Source organism: Pseudovibrio japonicus (genome assembly GCF_014651595.1).
GTDB classification, from domain to species: domain Bacteria; phylum Pseudomonadota; class Alphaproteobacteria; order Rhizobiales; family Stappiaceae; genus Pseudovibrio; species Pseudovibrio japonicus.
Window position 1 is genome coordinate 786,425 of record NZ_BMXE01000001.1, and the last position, 17,716, is coordinate 804,140.

The 17,716-nt window shown below is 53.8% G+C and carries 13 protein-coding genes; 10 read left to right on the top strand and 3 right to left on the bottom strand.

The genetic code is table 11. The features are described 5' to 3' along the window. The first annotated feature begins 12 nt into the window (after positions 1-12). Positions 13-1,038 carry an NUDIX hydrolase gene (locus IE076_RS03510; protein WP_189435616.1) on the top strand — a complete coding sequence of 342 codons (1,026 nt, stop codon included), beginning with the start codon at positions 13-15 and terminating at the stop codon, positions 1,036-1,038. A 505-nt stretch (positions 1,039-1,543) separates the two neighbouring features. Next, positions 1,544-2,701, top strand: a complete 1,158-nt coding sequence (locus IE076_RS03515) for a cell wall hydrolase (protein ID WP_189435344.1) — start codon at positions 1,544-1,546, stop codon at positions 2,699-2,701. 113 nt (positions 2,702-2,814) lie between these two features. Here the strand turns inward: IE076_RS03515 and acuI are convergent, their stop codons facing one another. Then, positions 2,815-3,810: an acrylyl-CoA reductase (NADPH) gene (gene acuI, locus IE076_RS03520; RefSeq protein ID WP_189435345.1), complete on the bottom strand. Its 996-nt coding sequence runs from the start codon at positions 3,808-3,810 to the stop codon at positions 2,815-2,817. Between the two features lie 130 nt (positions 3,811-3,940). Continuing rightward, the gene (locus IE076_RS03525; RefSeq protein WP_189435346.1) at positions 3,941-5,203 is read right to left on the bottom strand and encodes an MFS transporter; all 1,263 of its coding nucleotides are present in this window, start codon (positions 5,201-5,203) and stop codon (positions 3,941-3,943) included. A 449-nt stretch (positions 5,204-5,652) separates the two neighbouring features. Between IE076_RS03525 and nadA the strand changes: the two genes are divergently transcribed. From nadA to nadC, 3 genes are all read left to right on the top strand, one after another. Beyond that, the gene (nadA, locus tag IE076_RS03530) at positions 5,653-6,771 is read left to right on the top strand and encodes a quinolinate synthase NadA (protein WP_189435347.1); all 1,119 of its coding nucleotides are present in this window, start codon (positions 5,653-5,655) and stop codon (positions 6,769-6,771) included. Between the two features lie 110 nt (positions 6,772-6,881). Further along, complete coding sequence (locus tag IE076_RS03535) at positions 6,882-8,516, top strand: L-aspartate oxidase (protein WP_189435348.1); 1,635 nt, start codon at positions 6,882-6,884, stop codon at positions 8,514-8,516. Further along, positions 8,513-9,376: a carboxylating nicotinate-nucleotide diphosphorylase gene (gene nadC / locus IE076_RS03540; RefSeq protein WP_189435349.1), complete on the top strand. Its 864-nt coding sequence runs from the start codon at positions 8,513-8,515 to the stop codon at positions 9,374-9,376. Before IE076_RS03535 ends, nadC begins: the two co-directional genes overlap by 4 nt. Positions 9,377-9,462: 86 nt before the next feature. Here the strand turns inward: nadC and IE076_RS03545 are convergent, their stop codons facing one another. Beyond that, entirely contained in the window at positions 9,463-11,142 is a 1,680-nt protein-coding gene (locus tag IE076_RS03545) for an electron transfer flavoprotein-ubiquinone oxidoreductase (RefSeq protein WP_189435350.1), read from the bottom strand. Positions 11,143-11,532: 390 nt separating this feature from the next. On the opposite strand from IE076_RS03545, the gene IE076_RS03550 reads away from it, so the two are divergent. The 5 genes from IE076_RS03550 to IE076_RS03570 all read left to right on the top strand — a co-directional run bounded on the left by IE076_RS03550 (position 11,533) and on the right by IE076_RS03570 (position 17,704). Continuing rightward, positions 11,533-12,534, top strand: coding sequence for a uracil-DNA glycosylase (locus IE076_RS03550; RefSeq protein ID WP_209008796.1), 1,002 nt, complete (start codon positions 11,533-11,535; stop codon positions 12,532-12,534). Positions 12,535-12,728: 194 nt separating this feature from the next. Beyond that, positions 12,729-13,589: a S49 family peptidase gene (locus IE076_RS03555; RefSeq protein WP_189435352.1), complete on the top strand. Its 861-nt coding sequence runs from the start codon at positions 12,729-12,731 to the stop codon at positions 13,587-13,589. Positions 13,590-13,662: 73 nt separating this feature from the next. Then, on the top strand, positions 13,663-13,863 hold the full coding sequence (locus IE076_RS03560; RefSeq protein WP_189435353.1) for a hypothetical protein: 201 nt from the start codon (positions 13,663-13,665) through the stop codon (positions 13,861-13,863). 356 nt (positions 13,864-14,219) lie between these two features. Further along, positions 14,220-15,176, top strand: coding sequence for a glycine--tRNA ligase subunit alpha (locus IE076_RS03565; RefSeq protein WP_209008797.1), 957 nt, complete (start codon positions 14,220-14,222; stop codon positions 15,174-15,176). Between the two features lie 251 nt (positions 15,177-15,427). Further along, the gene (locus IE076_RS03570; protein ID WP_189435354.1) at positions 15,428-17,704 is read left to right on the top strand and encodes a glycoside hydrolase family 3 C-terminal domain-containing protein; all 2,277 of its coding nucleotides are present in this window, start codon (positions 15,428-15,430) and stop codon (positions 17,702-17,704) included. Positions 17,705-17,716 lie beyond the last annotated feature (12 nt).

Sequence of the window (17,716 nt, forward strand, 5' to 3'; positions counted from 1 at the left end):
GAGCAGACCTTGATGAGTAATGCGGTGAAAACAGGAAGTGCGGCCCCAGAGGGTGCTGACATGGAGCCTGTCGAGCTTGGCATTGGTCTGAACGCTGTCATCGTTTCCGTTAAAGACAAGGTCCCGTTTGTGTTGACCGTGCCACAACGGGTGCCGGATGAACTCTCCGGCCTGCCTTCCGGCCCTTTCGATCCACGGGTTCACCGCACCTTCGAGCTGGGCTTGCGGGCCTTTGTTGAAGAACAGACCGCGCTTCACATTGGGCATGTGGAGCAGCTTTACACTTTCGGTGACCGTGGCAGGTACTCTCTGGCGAAAGCTGGCGAACCGCATATGGTCTCTGTGGGCTATCTGGCCTTGACCCGCCAAACGCCTGAATCTGAAAGGCTGCTTGCCCGGCAAGGTGCACGGTGGCGGCCTTGGTATGATTTCTTTCCGTGGGAAGACTGGCGCGGCGGACAGCCGAAGATGCTGGAGGAGATTATTCATCCCAGTATGGAAGCCTTCAGCAGGACACCGGACGAGGATGCGCGGACCTATCAGGAACTGAGCCGGAAAGACCGCTACCAGCTTGCCTTTGGGGTGGGCTCATTGAAGTGGGATGAGGAACGTGTACTGGACCGCTACGAGCTGCTTTATGGCTCAGGCCTCATGTATGAAGCGCTACGGGACGGTCAACCCACTGCATTGGAGCGTGGTACCCAACCTGCTCTCGGCGAGGGGCTTGCCCATGATCACCGCCGTATTCTGGCGACCGCACTTTCGCGGCTACGGGCCAAGCTGAAATACCGGCCTGTTGTGTTCGAATTGATGCCACCGGAGTTTACGCTGACCGATCTGCAGCAGACGGTAGAGGCAATTTCTGGCCGGCATCTACATAAGCAGAACTTCCGCCGTCTGGTGGAAACCGGGCAACTGGTTGAGCAAACGGGCAGAACCTCAACCGCGACTGGTGGCCGCCCTGCCGCGCTTTACCGGTTCAGAAGAGACATTTTGAAAGAGCGCCCTGCCCCTGGCTTGCGCGTCAGCCTGCTCTGATTCACATTTTCGCCTTAAGTGACGCTGGGTTATCTACAGGAATTTTGATTCCTTCCTCTGCAAAAATTCATAGGAAGAACCGAGTTGTGGATTCCACAGAAAAGCTTGCGGTTCGTCTTGTTAAGATTTTGATTGTGTTGATGTCCTACTGCCACACCAACAGATCATCTGTGTCATTTTCTGTATGACGCCTTTTGTTTCCTATGGTTTTTGGCCCGCAAAATTACCCACCCAGACATGAAATAGCCCTAGTTTTTGGTGAGTACCCTCTTTGCATATTAACCATATGCTAGCTGTTAACGGCGTGGACTGTGGCAGAAAAACTGGGGTTTTTGGGGGCTTAACTTTATATCAAGGTTAAAAGTGAAAGATGCAACCATCCGCAAAAATGACGGGTTCGGGTGTTATCGGGCTTTTCCTTCCTGTCGATCTCAGAATTTAAGGTTCCTTTTTAGGGACCCGTGAGGCGCTGGATATTTGAGCGTTGATATGGAGTTTATTGCGTATGTCGAGCCATAGGACCAAGAAGAACGAAGGACGCCGTACAGTCTTGATGTACTTTAAATACCCTATTCTTGCTGCAGGACTTGTAGTTGGTAGCATTACTGCCTCTCCGGTTGCGTTTCAGGATATTCCTGCGCTTACCGGCGTGCTTGATGATGAATTACCACGCTGGATGCAGTATGGCTCTAAACATGACAGCGAGAAACTTGCGAACTACTTTGCAGCATTCCAGCAATCGAAGCCACAACGTCAGGCAATAAACCGCAGCGGCAAAGGTGATATGCAAGTCACCACATTGCCTAGACGCGTTGTTGCCTTCATCCAGAATGCAGGCAAGCCCAAGAGTACAGACCGGTTCGTATCCCAGCTACCGCAGATGGCTTTCAATGGTCACTTTGGCGGTGAGACGCTCGCGGGTCTTTCAGCTGACAAAACCAAGGCGGATGACACGCCTCTTGCCAAAGCCGCGCGCCGCGCAGCGTTGGCGGCTCGCAAGCAGATTGCACAGCGCAATGTGAAGCCACTCCCGATTTCCATTGCCAAGCAGAATGATCTTGCAATGGCAACAGCCTATGCACCGGCACTGCCACAGACAGACGAAGCGCCGTTTGATGCATTGCTGAGCAAGCCAAAAGTTTCCGTTACGCCATCGGGTAAGCCTCACCTTACAGAAAGAGAGCTGGCATCGTTCTCCGCAACCAATCCACACTGGTGGTACATGCGCGAGCTGCCGACTTCCGTGAAGCATTCCAAGAAGGAAATGCAATGTCTGGCTGAAGCAATCTATTTTGAAGCGCGCAGTGAACCACGCGACGGCCAGATTGCTGTGGCACAGGTGGTACTCAACCGTCTGAAAAACCCAGCCTATCCAAGCACCGTGTGTGGTGTGGTTTATCAGAACAAGAGCATGCGGAACGCTTGCCAGTTCTCATTTGCCTGTGACGGAATTCCAGAGCGCATCACTGAGCCAGCTCCGTGGGCGCGCGCGAAGAAAATCGCGCAGCAGGTGGTTGATGGTGAAGCGAGCATTCCAGCTGTGGATGCGTCCACCCACTACCATGCCACATATGTACGCCCGAACTGGGCCCCGACCATGCAGCGTAAAAAGCGCATTGGTAAGCACATCTTCTACAAGACCTACAAAGGCGGGTGGAGCTAACAGGCTTCGCGGTTTTTGAAGGTCAGTTGGTAGCCTGACCGCTTCCAAATAAAAAACCCCGCAGTAGCCATGAGCTGATGCGGGGTTTCATTTTGTTCAATTGTAAGCTTGGGCTAGTCGACTTCCACGATGGTGCGGCCGCGGACCTGCCCTTTTAGTATTTTGGCAGCACGTTCCGGAACATCTGCCAGTTTGACGGTTTCCGAAAGGCTGTCCAGTTTGGCAAGGTCAAGATCCTGTACCAGACGGCGGTAGGCCTGTTCGCGGAGCGGCATTGGCACCAATACTGAATCCACACCCAGCAGCGCCACACTGCGCAGGATGAACGGCATAACATTGCCAGGAATGTCCATTCCCTGTGCAAGACCGCAAGCAGCTACGGCTCCGCCGTACTTGGTTTGCGAGATCAAGTTTACCAGCGTATGGCTGCCTGCCACATCCACGCCTCCGGCCCAACGTTCCTGCCCCAAAGGCTTGCCCTCACCTCCAAGCTCAGAACGGTTGAGGACTTCGGTTGCGCCGAGGCTCTTGAGGAAGTCGGCTTCTTCCATACGGCCTGTGAAGGCAACTGTTTCATAGCCCAGTTTGGAAAGCAGGCTTATGGCAACGGAGCCCACACCGCCTGACGAACCGGTGACAGCAATCTGGCCGTGCTCTGGGGTGATGCCGTGCCGCTCCAGCGCCATTACACAAAGCATGGCGGTGTAGCCTGCAGTGCCGATGGCAGCGGCACGCGGGGCGGAGATCTCTGGCGGGCGGTGCAGAAGCCACTCGGATTTCAGGCGGGCAATCTGCGCATAGGCCCCGGTATGCACTTCGCCAAGGCCATATCCGTTGAGGATGACCTGATCGCCGGGTTTGAAGCGGTCGCTTTCGCTGATGAGCACTTCACCAACAACGTCAATGCCCGGCACCATTGGAAACTTGCGGGTGACAGCCGGGTTACCTGCCAGGGCGAGACCATCCTTATAGTTGATGGTTGTGTGGGTAACCCTGACTGTCACATCCCCCGGTGAGAGTTGATCGACAGTGATCTTGTTCCATTTAGCAGGCAGCGGAGCACCGCTGTCTTTGTCTGCTTCAATCCATAGGGCATCAAACTCTCGCATGACCTATTCTCCATTCCTGTTCAGATCGCGGGAGGCTGGCAGAAGAAATGCTATAAGGCAAGCAAATATCGCCAGGCACTACTCCGCTATAACTCACTGAAAAGTTTAACTAGTTCACCAGCTGGTCCTCTCACGCCGGTCTGGCCACCAGACGTCCGGCGGTGGCGGATTGCTCGCGGATAGGCCAGTGCACCGCGGCTGCGAAAATGCCCAGCGCAATTCCCAGCCACCAGATGACATCGTAGTTCCCGGTTTGCTCATACAACAGCCCGCCCAGATAAACGCCGAGGAACGACCCGATCTGGTGAAAGAGAAATACGATACCAAACAGCGTTGCCATGAAGCGTGGCCCAAACATAACCGCAACCAGACCCGAGGTCGGTGGCACGGTGGAGAGCCAGAGAATGCCCATTGTGGCGGCGAAGATGAGCGTGGATACCACCGAGATGGGCAGCAGGATGTAAAGCGTGATGGCGACGGCGCGGGCAAGGTAGATGAAGGACAGTAAGTACTGCTTTGGGAAACGTGAGCCCAGCACGCCGGAAGACATGGACCCAACGATATTGAACAGGCCGATCAAGGCCAGCGCCCATGCACCAACAGAAACATCAAATCCCTGATCTACAATAAAGGTGGGCATATGAACCGTAATAAAGGCCACGTGGAATCCGCAGACGAAGAAGCCAAAGACCAGAAGAATGTAGTCTCTGGTTTTAAAGGCCAATGCCAATGTTTGGGACATGGTCATAGTGTCTTGCAGTGTCGCGGCGCTGCCGGTTGCTTGTGCAGCAGCACGACCACGCAGGACATAGGCGAATAAAGGTACGATTGCCACGAGGGCAGCCATATAGGCCAATGCGCTGGACCATCCGAACATCTCGATCAGACCAAGCCCGAGTGGTGCAAACAGGAACTGGCCGAATGAGCTGGCCGCAGTACCCAGACCAAAGGCAATACCGTGGTATTTGGGCTGAACGGAGCGGGCGAATGCTGCCAGAACAATAGAGAATGAAGTGAAGGCAATGCCCAGCCCGATCAGCACACCTGCAGAGACCTGCAGCAAGAGTGGTGTTCCCGACATGCTCATGAGGTATAGGCCTACGGCGTAGATGATCGCGCCCAGCACCAGTGTTTTGCCGGTGCCGTACTTGTCTGCCATCATGCCCGCGAAGGGTTGGGCAACGCCCCAGATAAGGTTCTGGATTGCCAGCGCAAAGGCAAATACGTCCCTGCCCCAACCGAACTCGGAGGACATGGGGGTCAGGAACAGCCCTAGCGTGGAACGTGGCCCAAACGACAGAACGGCGATGATACAGCCACTGATGATGATGAGAGGGATACTGTGGCCCCACCGGACAGAGGACTGGTTCTCGACTTGGGTCGCTTGGGACATGGCAAATTCCTTTCCTGCACCCGAGCGGGAGGCCGCCAGATGCCGGAGTAATGAGGTCACTTTTTTCGCTGATTAGCGCAGAGCCGCTGAGACTAATCTAAATCTGCTCCCCGCAATAATGAATATTACTGAGGTCATCTATCAGCAATTGTAATGAGTGCTGGTTACAGCTGCACTTTGCGAGGCCCGCGTCGGTTGGCGGGCTGCTCTTGTTTGTACCCAACAAATTTAGGAAATTAAGTGGTTAAACATTAAGCGTAAACCCAGCTTCAGCGCCGCATTTATGCATCGGGCAAAAGAATAGGTTGTCGTCAGCAGGCAAGAGGTCTATAAAAACTCAAAATGAGCATAAGGGGTCGTATCGGCTTTGTAGCCGTGTTTTTTTATAGACCCTTTATACTCACACTGAGTATATCCCGGCTAAGGACCGGCAGAATAAAGGATAGCGCATGTCCTCCATGACTACATACGCTGAGACCGACGGCTCTGCCGTCAATGAAATTGCTGCCGGCATTGGCGGTGCTGCTCAGAGCGGGTCCCCGGCTCAAAAGCAATACGCACCATTGGAGCGTCCTGACCTTTCCTACACGCCAGAAGTCGCGGAAGCGACGGCGGAGGCCTATGAGAAGGTGAAGGATTTCATTCCAGCTATTGAGTGGGCTGCGCTTGCGCCTTTGATCCATGCGATCAACAAGGTGAAGAAAGAGCGCGACGCTGTCATTCTGGCGCACAATTATATGACGCCGGATATCTTCCACGGTGTAGCTGACATTGTTGGTGACAGCCTGCAGCTGGCCAAGGAAGCTGCGAAAACTGAATCTCAGGTTATTGTCCAGTGCGGCGTGCACTTCATGGCCGAGACCTCAAAGATCCTGTCTCCTGAAAAGATCGTTCTGATCCCTGATATGGACGCTGGCTGTTCCTTGGCAGAATCCATCACCGGGGAAGATGTGCGCAAGCTGCGTGAGGCAAATCCCGGTGTGCCGATCATCACATATGTGAACACATCCGCCGATGTGAAGGCAGAATGCGATATTTGCTGTACTTCTTCCAACGCGGTGCAAGTTGTGGAAGCAATGGGCACTGACAAGGTTCTTCTGATCCCTGATCAGTATCTTGCAGCTAATGTGAACAACCAGACCGATGTGGAAGTACTGACCTATGCCGGTTCGTGCGAGGTGCATGAGCGCTTTACGGCTGAAGAGCTGCGCGATTACCGTGCTGTTGATCCGGATGTGAAAATCATCGCTCACCCTGAATGTCCGCCGGAAGTTGTTGCAGAAGCTGACTTCGCGGGTTCGACCTCTCACATGATCGACTGGGTAAAGAACAATAACCCCGAGAAGGTGATGATGATCACCGAGTGCTCCATGGCTGACAATGTTGCCTCCTCCACTCCGGGCGTCAACTACATCCGTCCTTGCAACTTGTGCCCGCACATGAAGCGTATCACCCTTGCCAAAATTCTGGATTGTCTTCTCGACATGTCCGGTGAAGTGATTGTTGATGAAGGTGTGGCTGATCGCGCGCGCGCCTCCGTGGAACGCATGATCAACTTGAAGAACTAGAGGCTTTCGTGTAGCTGGCGTACTGAAAAGTCTTCAGCGCATCCTGCTGCCTGATAGGGCAGCAGGTCTTTTTGCTATCAGGTCCCCTTTAGTCTGGAATAATCTCTGAAATGTCTCGGTTCGGTTCTTCTCTCGCCCCTGCTGTTGCTCTGAACGGCGTAGATGATGTTGTGATCTTAGGTGGAGGTCTTGCTGGCCTTTTTTGTGCGCTCAAACTAGCGCCAAGGCCGGTGACCATTGTGAGCAACGCTCCCATTGGTGGCGGTAGCTCCTCTGCCTGGGCGCAAGGGGGTATTGCAGCCGCTGTTGCCGAAGGTGACAATTACTCGGCTCATACACAAGACACGCTGACTGCCGGCGATGGCATTTGTGAAGAAGCCATTGTTGAAGGTATGACGCGCGAAGCAGCGGACCGCATTCATGATCTGCTGGATTATGGTGTGCCGTTTGACAAAGACCTTGCGGGCAAACTGGCTCTATCGCGCGAAGCGGCCCACTCAAGCCACCGTGTGGTGCGCGTGCGTGGTGACATGGCTGGTGAAGCTATCATGCAGGCACTCGTTGACGCAGCTTACAAGACACCATCCATTCGTATTATCGAAGGTTACATCGGCTGTCAGCTGATCACAGAAGGCCGCTACGTCACCGGCATCACCGCGCGTCGGCGTGGTGGTACGCAGCGCATTACCATTCCGGCCAAGGCTGTTGTGCTCGCCTCTGGCGGTGTTGGCCACCTATATTCCACCACCACCAATCCGGGTGAAGCGAACGGTCACGGCCTTGCCATGGCGGCACGGGCCGGAGCGCTGATTTCCGATGCGGAGTTTGTGCAGTTCCATCCAACAGCTCTGGATGTTGATCAGGACCCTGCCCCGCTTGCCAGTGAAGCCATCCGGGGAGATGGCGCGTTACTGGTGAACAAGGATGGGCACCGGTTTATGGAAGGTGTGCATCCTGATCTGGAGCTGGCACCACGTGATATTGTTGCCCGTGCAATCCATAGTGAGATTGCTGCGGGGCGTGGGGCGTTCCTTGATTGCCGTGAGGCTATCGGCGCAAGTTTCCCTGAACACTTCACCCGTGTTTTTGCAGCCTGCGAAAAGTCTGGCATTGATCCGATCAACGGTCTCATTCCTGTCGCTCCGGCAGCGCACTACCACATGGGCGGTGTCCTAACGGATGCTTCTGGCCGCACCTCTGTCGATAATTTGTGGGCTGCTGGTGAAGTTGCGGCAACTGGCGCGCATGGTGCCAACCGTCTGGCCTCCAACTCCCTGCTGGAAGCCGTTGTGTTTGCCGCTCGCATTGCGGAAGACATTCAGGCTCTGATGCCGCATCACCGTGTGCATGCATGGGCGGAGATTGATGATCAGGATGATCAGGCCTCAAAGCGTAACCCGCAGGAGCGTGCGGTTGTGTCTCTGGTTCGCTCTGCCATGTCCCGCCATGTTGGTGTGGCGCGTGATGCAGAAGGTTTGACCACCACACTTGCGCGCCTGCAGAACGCTGAAAAGCTGTGCCGACGCGATTCAATTTTGAACATGGTGATTGCAGCCAAGCTGATCACCGGCTCTGCTCTGCTGCGCGAAGAAAGCCGTGGCGGTCATTTCCGCACTGACTTCCCGCAGAAGGCGGCGGAAGCAAAACGCTCGTTCGTCAAGCTTGCACAGATCGAGAGCCTCGCAAAACAGGCCGCTGCCAGTGACATTGGCCAGCAGGCCGTTGAAAAGGAAGACATGCTATGAGTGCTTCACCCTTGCCAGAACTTTCGATGATCATGGTCGACGACGTGGTCAAAGCAGCTTTGCTTGAGGACTTTGGTCGTGCAGGAGACATCACCTCGCAGGCGACCATTCCGGCGGATGCTTCTGCAACTGGCGTGATTGCAGCTCGTCAAGAAGGTGTGCTGGCTGGCATTGATCTGGCCCTTTCTGCATTTCGTCTGGTTGATCCATCTCTCGATGTTACCGTGCTGGCGCAGGACGGGGATAAGTTGGAGCCGGGCAAGCTGATTGCCCGCATCCACGGCCCTGCTCGTGCACTGTTGTCAGCAGAACGTGTGGCGCTGAACTTTTTGAGCCACCTTTCCGGTGTTGCGAGCGCTACCAACGCATTTCAACGCAAAATAGCTCATACCAACGCAACAATCGTCTGCACCCGCAAAACTACGCCTGGGCTACGTAGTTTCGAGAAGTATGCGGTGCGCTGTGGCGGCGGTATGAACCACCGTTTTGGTCTGGATGATGCGGTGCTGATCAAAGACAACCACATTGCCGTTGCTGGTGGTGTTATCCCCGCGATTAAACGCGCCCGTGCCTTTGTCGGCCACCTTGTGCGCATTGAGGTTGAAGTGGATACCCTTGACCAGCTGAAGGAAGCACTGAGCGTTAAGCCGGATGTGGTCATGCTGGATAATATGGGCCCTGATCTGCTGAAACAGGCAGTTGAGATCAACAAAGGTCAGGCTGTGCTGGAAGCTTCTGGTACGATTACCCTTTCCACCGTTCAGGCGATTGCGGAAAGCGGCGTGGACATCATCTCTTCAGGCTGGATCACGCACTCTGCGCCAATTCTGGACCTGGGTCTGGATATCGAGATCGGGTAGAGCTCTTTCACTGCCTCATAGAGTTAAACGGAAAAGGCCCGATCGAATGACCGGGCCTTTTTCTTGTTCTGATCTTATCCAACACTTTACATGTTTGGATAGTTCGGTCCGCCTGTGCCTTCCGGAACGGTCCATGTGATGTTGCCGTTCGGGTCTTTGATGTCACAGGTCTTACAGTGAACGCAGTTTTGGGCGTTGATCTGGAAGCGTGGTGGCTCCCCGTTTTCCTCCACCCACTCATACACACCAGCGGGACAATAACGGTTCGACGGTCCATCGTACACATCGTGCTCAGAAAGCTTCTGCAAGGTTTCGTCACGCACCTTGAGATGGATCGGCTGGTCTTCCTCGTGGTTAGTGTTGGAGAGGAAGACGGAGGACAGTTTGTCGAAAGAGATCTTCCCGTCTGGTTTTGGGTAGTCGATCTTCTTGCAGTCTTTGGCAGGCTTCAAGCTCGCTGCGTCTGTTTTTCCGTGCTTCATGGTGCCGAAGAGGGAGAAGCCCATCAGCTCGTTGGTCCACATGTCGAAGCCGCCGAAAACCATACCCAGCAAGCTGCCGAACTTGGTCTGCAATGGCTTCACATTGCGTACCTTCCAGAGATCCTTACCGATTTCGGACTTGCGCCATGCGGCATCAAACTGGTCCAGCTCTTCATTTGCTTCACCACGGCCAAGCGATTCAACAACAGCCTCAGCCGCCAAGATGCCGGAGAGCATTGCGTTGTGGGAGCCCTTGATGCGCGGCACATTCACGAAGCCAGCGGAGCAACCGATGATGAGACCACCGGGAAAAGACAGCTTAGGTACGGACTGATATCCCCCTTCTGTGATTGCACGCGCGCCATAAGAAATACGCTTGCCACCTTCGAAGATCTCTTTCACACCTGCATGGGTTTTGAAGCGCTGGAACTCGTCGAACGGAGATAGATACGGGTTCTGGTAGTTGAGGTTCACCACAAACCCAACTGCGACCTGATTGTCTTCCAGATGATAGAGGAAAGAGCCGCCCTGTGTCTTGTCGTCCAGTGGCCAGCCCATAGAGTGCTGTACCAGACCAGGCTTGTGCTTGGACGGTTCTACTTCCCACAGTTCTTTGATTCCAATGCCGAATTTCGGATGATCGCAGTCGCGGTCAAGGTCGAATTTATCAATGAGGGTCTTGGCAAGCGAGCCGCGAACACCTTCTGAGATCAGCGTGTATTTGCCCAGCAGAGCCATGCCGCGCATGTAGCCGTCTTTGTGCGTGCCATCTCGCGCAATACCCATGTCACCAGTCGCAACACCGATCACTTTGCCCGCGTCATCGTAAAGCACTTCAGCAGCTGCGAAGCCTGGATAGATTTCCACGCCGAGCGCTTCTGCTTTTTCTGCAAGCCAGCGACAGACATTGCCCAAAGACACAATGTAGTTGCCATGGTTGTTCATCAACTTAGGCATCAGGAAGTTTGGCAGACGAATGGAACCGGCAGGTCCGAACAGGTTGAAATGATCGTCTGTGACAGGCGTCTTGATCGGAGCGGTCTCGTCTTTGCGCCAGTCAGGGAGCAGGCGATCAAGACCAATCGGGTCGATCACAGCGCCGGACAGGATATGAGCACCGATCTCAGATCCCTTTTCCAGAACAACGACGGAGATATCCTCTCCCTTTTCCTCAGCCTGCTGCTTAATCCGGATCGCTGCGGACAGACCGGCAGGGCCACCACCTACGATGACAACGTCAAACTCCATGGATTCGCGTTCTGCCAGAGTTTCCCCTTCAGACATTTTATTCTCCCTCTACACTTTATCCACTTCATTTCACGTCAAACGATGTGGCAGCGCACTATTTTCCCGCACCTCAAGTGTCAAAATTTTATTTAGTTTCTGTGTAATTGACCAGATAATGTTGTGCAATGCGTTTTAAGGTGCATTCCGTCAGGTCGCCCATCAAAAAATCTTGGTGCATCCTACGGAATTATTGTGATTTCCCCAAGTCTACGTGCGGAACTTTGCACTGTTACCAATAGAGTTGGCGCAATCTCCTTTTTCTATTGGACAGTTGCGCCTTCATATAGAATATAGGGCGGGTCGGGCCGCTGCCCAACCATGGTGCATTGCAAAAGAGTTCTTCCCTTTCGCCTGTACCGACCTGTGTGCCACAACTAGTAAATGGCTATGTCTGAAGTTCCTGTCGCAAATGCCGCCCAGCTGGAGGCGTATCTGGAGTATTTGAGCGCTGTCGGTGTCGATTGTGCGCTGGAAGATGCTCCAGTGGATCGCTTTGCGCAAACGCAGGAGCAGATGGCGCAGCAAACGCAGGCTCGCTCTGCCCCACAGCAGAATTTTGCCCCACCCAGTTCCACCGGCGTATCGGAACCATCGCGGTCGCAATCCAAGAACCTCAGCGTTTCACCTGCTGAGATGGCTCGGAACCTGCGCGAGAACGGTGTCTCAGCAGATGCCAAGCAGGAAGCAAAGAAGATACTGGAGCGGCAACGCGCAGCTAAGGAAGCCGCTGTTCAAACCGTTATGCCCAATGCTGCACCTGACAGTAATGCCGTTATTCCAAATGCAGAGACAGTCAATTCAGCCAGAAGCGCGGCAAGCAAAGCACAGTCTCTTGAGGAGCTGCAGCGCATTCTTGCTGGCTTTGAGGGCTGTAATTTGCGCCTGACAGCCAAGAATCTGGTGTTTGGAAACGGCAGCGCTAAAGCGCAGATTATGTTTATCGGGGAAGCGCCAGGGCGCGAGGAAGACATTCAGGGCGTTCCGTTTGTGGGACGATCCGGTCACCTTTTGGACCGGATGCTGAAGTCTGCCGGACTTGACCGATCGCTTGTTTACATTGCCAATGTTGTGCCATGGCGCCCGCCGGGCAATCGCACTCCTACACCGCATGAAACCGAGATCTGCCGTCCGTTTATTCAGCGTCAGATCGAGCTGGTTGATCCTGAAATCGTTGTTTTTCTGGGAGCAGCTTCGGCCAAGACATTAAGCGGCGCTCGTGACGGTATTCGCAGACTGCGCGGCAAGTGGCTCACGTATAACGGTGAAGGCACTCAACGCAAGGCGATTGCGACCTATCACCCTGCCTATCTTCTGCGCAGCCCTGCGGAGAAACGATATGCGTGGCGTGACATGCTTCAGATTCGTGCGGAGCTTGAAACAACCGAATAATCCCCGCTGTTTTACTGCACTCTCTGAGTTCTAAGGGAGTGGATTTGTTATTGAGATCACACAGTTGCGTTTTATTTGGGTTTTTGCCGTTTCTTTCAGCTCTCGCCCTTCTCTCCTGACAAATGCTGCTTATATTGTTTGGAACTGGTTGACCCAGCGACATACAAGTTATCGGTGTAAAGGAGAATTTAGAGTTGTTGAACAAGCTGCGCAGCTACCTGCCGGGCAAATGGGGCAAGTCAAAACCCGTCGTTCCAGTCGTCCGTTTGAGTGGTGCTATCGGAGCTGCATCTCCATTGAAATCAGGTTTGAACCTGAACAGTGTTGAAGACGCGCTGCAAACAGCATTCAGCTTCAAAGAAGCACCTGCTGTTGCTTTTTCTATCAACTCACCTGGCGGTTCTCCTGTTCAGTCACATCTCATTTACAAGCGCATTCGCCAGTTGGCGGACCAGAACAACAAGCAGATTCTTGTTTTCGTAGAAGATGTTGCGGCCTCCGGCGGCTATATGATTGCTCTGGCTGGCGATGATATCATCGTTGATCCATCATCAATCGTCGGCTCTATCGGTGTTGTGTCGGCTGGTTTTGGTTTTACAGAGCTTCTGGAAAAAGCTGGCGTACAGCGCCGTGTTTATACCAGCGGCAAGAAGAAAGTAACGCTGGACCCGTTTTCGCCGGAAGTGGAAGAGGACATTGAACACCTCAAATCGCTGCAGCACGAAATCCATGAGACATTTATCGACATGGTGAAAAGCCGTCGCGGCGATGTGCTGAGTGACGATGATGATCTGTTCTCTGGCTTGTTCTGGACCGGAGCAAAGGCACGTGATCTCGGCCTTGTTGATAGTATCGGCGACCTGCACTCCACCATTCAGGAACGATACGGCAAGGACACAAAAGTAAAAGTTGTCGGCACCAAAAAGCGCTTTCTCAGCCGCTTTATTCCCGGTGCAAACCTTCAGGGAAACCTAAGCGAAGCTGCTGGCGTGCTACCTGCTGCTGCGCTTGAAACCCTTGAGGAAAGAAGCCTTTGGGCAAAGTTTGGACTTTAAGTAATCTTCATAGGATTGACAAATTTAGCCTTCAAAAACAATTCTCCTCATACGTGATGGAAGGAAAATTCAAATGACTGAGGTATTGGGAACTGTTGCTTTGATTGCAGGCGGATATGCACTCTACAAAGCCGTAAAGAAAGAAATTTCCAATATGGCGATGAAGAAGCAACCAGCTTATGCAACTGCTCGCAAGCGCACAGTTGACCCGGCTTATACCCGTCTGGTTCAAGACCCGGCTACCGGTAAATACCGTCCTGCCAGCAACTACTAAGCGCCCCTGCTCTTTTGCAGTTGCTTGAGGCGCCCGCATGACATTGGATCTGCGGGCTCATAGCCTCGTGATTTTTCCAGCATTCCATATCTAAGACGAATAGACAGCGAGCTCGCGAGCGGCTGCGTCTTTTCCGGCTCCTGAGTTTCTGTGGTGAGACATGACAGGAAAACAGAGCTGCAAATGGGGCGTTGGTAGCGAGAAGAATATTCCGCCTTACTCCCCGTCTTTTTCACAAAATATCTTTGATTTTTCAGGAATGCTTGACCTTCCCTGTTTGACGTGGCACCTGTGCCCCAACTTGGATTTTGCGCCGTTTCGGTGCAGTACATTTTGGATTTTCAGGAAACACTCCCATGTCTAGTGAAGCCGTTCCGGCACATATGCAGCCAACCAAGTCCTTTCAGGGTCTCCTTATGACTCTCCAGAGATTCTGGGCCGATCAGGGCTGCGTTATTGTGCAGCCGTATGACATGGAAGTCGGCGCGGGCACGTCCCATCCATCAACAACACTGCGTTCGCTCGGACCGCGTCCATGGAAAGTTGCGTATGTGCAGCCGTCTCGCCGTCCTACCGATGGTCGCTATGGTGAAAACCCAATGCGCTTGCAGCACTACTATCAGTTTCAGGTTATGCTGAAGCCGTCTCCTGAGAACCTTCAGGAGCTATATCTGGCTTCCTTGCGCGCAATCGGCATTGATACGGACATCCATGACATCCGCTTTGTTGAGGATGACTGGGAGAACCCGACACTCGGCGCGTGGGGTCTTGGTTGGGAATGCTGGTGTGATGGCATGGAAGTTTCTCAGTTCACCTACTTCCAACAGGTAGCAGGTTTTGAATGTAAGCCTGTTGCTGGTGAATTAACTTACGGCCTTGAGCGCATTGCCATGTATGTTCAGGGCGTCGACAATGTTTACGACCTGAACTTCAACGGACTTGAAGGCGACGAGAAGGTCACTTACGGCGATGTGTTCCTGCAGGCCGAGCAGGAATATTCCCGTCATAACTTCGAGCATTCCGATACAGAAATGCTGTTCCGCCACTTTGCGGACCATGAGCGTGAGTGCAAGCGTCTGCTGGCAGCAAGTGCAGAAGCGATGGAGAAAGCTGGCGATGGCCTGCAGAAGGTTGTTATGCCTGCTTATGACCAAGCGCTTAAATGCTCCCACGTGTTCAACCTGCTTGATGCACGCGGCGTGATTTCTGTGACCGAGCGGCAGAGCTACATTCTGCGTGTACGTGAACTTTCCAAAGCTTGCGGTGCAGCCTTCCTGCAGACCGAAGCGGGTGGCGTGGGCTACAAAGGCTAGTCCCAGCCCAAATGATCAATGCTTTAGTGCCGGGGCAGAAATGCTTCGGCATTTTTTGTTGTCGCCCCGCTCTGCGCTACGACTCCTTGAAAGATACCTGCTGATAATCAGTAGGTTTTCAGGACTGCAATTAAACAGATATTTTCAAGATCGGTATCCTGTTTGATTTGCAAGTCACTCCCCTGTTTCCAGCTGCCTGCGTATCTCTGCGCTGATCCAAATTGGGGTGCATTCGCGGAGTTTTGTATTCCATGACTGTTGAAAGCACAGAGGCGTATGAAGAGCGCAATGCAGCTGCCTCTTCCGATCCCTCACCTGAGGTGGCCGTTCAACCATCCCCAACAAAGAACCTAACAGATGAGCAGATCGCCAGCGCCATTGTTTCGCGGCTCAGCCGGGATGACAAACTGGCCATGCGGGATGGTGATCAGGCCTTCTGGCCGGGTATTCGCGACATGATGGTAAGCGGCTCTCAGTCCGGACCATGGGCCGCTGGTGTTTTGCCTGAGCACCACCTGCCCGGTATCCATTACACGGAGGGATCACGCGGGGTTGTGCTGAAGGGGGCGACCACATTTCCGGTGGTTATAGCGCGGGCTGCGACGTTTGATCCTGATTTGGAGGAGCGGATTGGTGCGGTCATCGGTTACGAAATGCGGGCGTTTGGCGGCACTTTATTTGGCGGGATTCCGCTCAATCTGATGCGGCATCCGGCCTGGGGACGTGCGCAGGAATCCTACGGTGAAGACAGTTTCTTGATTGGCGCGATGGGCAGCGCTCTTGTGCGCGGCGTTCAACAGCATGGGATGGCCTGCGTGAAGAACTTCGCACTGGCTTCCATGGAACATTCCAAGCTGAGTTTGGATGTCACAATCGGACAGCGGGCACTCTATGAGGTGTACCTGCCTCACTTTCGTAAAGCAGTTGAGGCTGGGGCTGCTGCTGTCATGACTTCCTACAGCTCCATCAATGGAGACCTGTGTGGTCATAATAAGGAGCTATTGACCCAACTGCTTAAAACAGACTGGGGCTTTCAAGGGTTTGTGTTGAGCGACTTCATCTTTGGCATTCGCAATGCAAAAGATGCAGCACTTGCCGGTGTAGACTTGGAGATGCCATTTCAGCTGCACTATCAGCAGAGCCTACCAGACCTGATTGATGAGGGTGAAGTCAGCGAAGCGTCTTTGGATGAAGCGTGTTATCGGCTGATCCTGCAACAGCTCAGGGTGCTGCGCAAAGGCAGCTATGAGAAAGAGAAGGTTGGCTGCGCGGAGTTTCGGGCTGTCGCGCAGGAGGCGGCTGAGAAGTCCGCTGTTCTTTTGAAGAATAAGGGTGGGTTCCTGCCCCTGAAAGACATCCAGAACATTGGCGTTATCGGTCGTTTGGCAAGCGTTGCCAATACGGGAGACAGAGGAACAAGTGAAACACAGCCGACACATGTTATCACGCCGCTTGCAGGCCTGCGCGCCTACTACAAACACAAGATCGACATCTGGCAAGAGCGGGGCCAGAACATCAATCGGGCGCTACAGATCGCAAATCAGGCGGATGCAGTGGTTCTGGTGGTCGGCAATGACCATAGCTGCGAGGGGGAATGGGTCTCCTCGGCGCTGGCAGCACAGTTTCATGAGGTCTTGCCGCAGCCGCGCAATCGTGAAGAAGCCCAGATTGCCTCGCAGTTTCTCCGGTCATTTGGTGGTGGTGGCTCGGCGGGCAATCAGCTGACAGATCACAGCGGCGAAGACGGGTACGGCTCGGGAGATCGCGAGAGCCTGCGTCTGCCCCCACATGATGTTGAGTTGATCAAGAGGGTCTGCGCAGTCAATCCAAATTGCGTTGTTGTCGTTATGGGCGGCGGTACGATCCTGATGAACGAGTGGGAAGACCTGCCTGCTGCCATTTTGCTGCATTGGTATCCGGGTATGGCGGGCGGCACCGCTCTTGCGCGTATCCTATCCGGAGAAATATCACCCAGTGGCAAGTTGCCGTTTGTTATTCCCCGGCGGGAAGCCGATTTGCCGGACTTTGACCGCAATGCCCGCAAGGTGATCTATGATCTTTGGCACGGTTACAGGAAGCTGGACAAAGATGATGTGACACCAGCGTATCCATTCGGGTTTGGTTTGAGCTACACGCAGTTCCAGTATTCAGAGCTTGTTGTCACGCCGCCAGACGAGCTCAGGACCGGCGGCATTCAGGTGCAATTTTCTGTTGCCAATACGGGTCATTATGCAGCAGATGAGGTTGCGCAAGTTTACATCGCGCCGAAGGGGTCTGCCGTGGACCGCGCCAAGCTGGAGCTGAAAGGGTTTCAGCGGGTCAGTATTCCAGCTGGCGAAAGCCAGCGGGTATCTGTTACCGTACCCATTGAGGAGCTCGCCATTTTTGACAGTGAGCGCAATCAGATGGTGGTTGAGCGTATCACCTATGACGTGATTGTCGGGAGTTTCAGTCAGGACCCGAACAGCTTGCGCGTAGAGCTGGACCTGTTTGCTGAACCTGACGAAGCTACTGAGGAACCAGCATAAACGCCGACTGTT

Coding starts and splice junctions, on each gene's coding strand:
- IE076_RS03510 (WP_189435616.1), top strand. CDS start 13: ATGAGTAATGCGGTGAAAACAGGAAGTGCGGCCCCAGAGGGTGCTGAC.
- IE076_RS03515 (WP_189435344.1), top strand. CDS start 1,544: ATGTCGAGCCATAGGACCAAGAAGAACGAAGGACGCCGTACAGTCTTG.
- acuI (WP_189435345.1), bottom strand. CDS start 3,810: ATGCGAGAGTTTGATGCCCTATGGATTGAAGCAGACAAAGACAGCGGT.
- IE076_RS03525 (WP_189435346.1), bottom strand. CDS start 5,203: ATGTCCCAAGCGACCCAAGTCGAGAACCAGTCCTCTGTCCGGTGGGGC.
- nadA (WP_189435347.1), top strand. CDS start 5,653: ATGTCCTCCATGACTACATACGCTGAGACCGACGGCTCTGCCGTCAAT.
- IE076_RS03535 (WP_189435348.1), top strand. CDS start 6,882: ATGTCTCGGTTCGGTTCTTCTCTCGCCCCTGCTGTTGCTCTGAACGGC.
- nadC (WP_189435349.1), top strand. CDS start 8,513: ATGAGTGCTTCACCCTTGCCAGAACTTTCGATGATCATGGTCGACGAC.
- IE076_RS03545 (WP_189435350.1), bottom strand. CDS start 11,142: ATGTCTGAAGGGGAAACTCTGGCAGAACGCGAATCCATGGAGTTTGAC.
- IE076_RS03550 (WP_209008796.1), top strand. CDS start 11,533: ATGTCTGAAGTTCCTGTCGCAAATGCCGCCCAGCTGGAGGCGTATCTG.
- IE076_RS03560 (WP_189435353.1), top strand. CDS start 13,663: ATGACTGAGGTATTGGGAACTGTTGCTTTGATTGCAGGCGGATATGCA.
- IE076_RS03565 (WP_209008797.1), top strand. CDS start 14,220: ATGTCTAGTGAAGCCGTTCCGGCACATATGCAGCCAACCAAGTCCTTT.
- IE076_RS03570 (WP_189435354.1), top strand. CDS start 15,428: ATGACTGTTGAAAGCACAGAGGCGTATGAAGAGCGCAATGCAGCTGCC.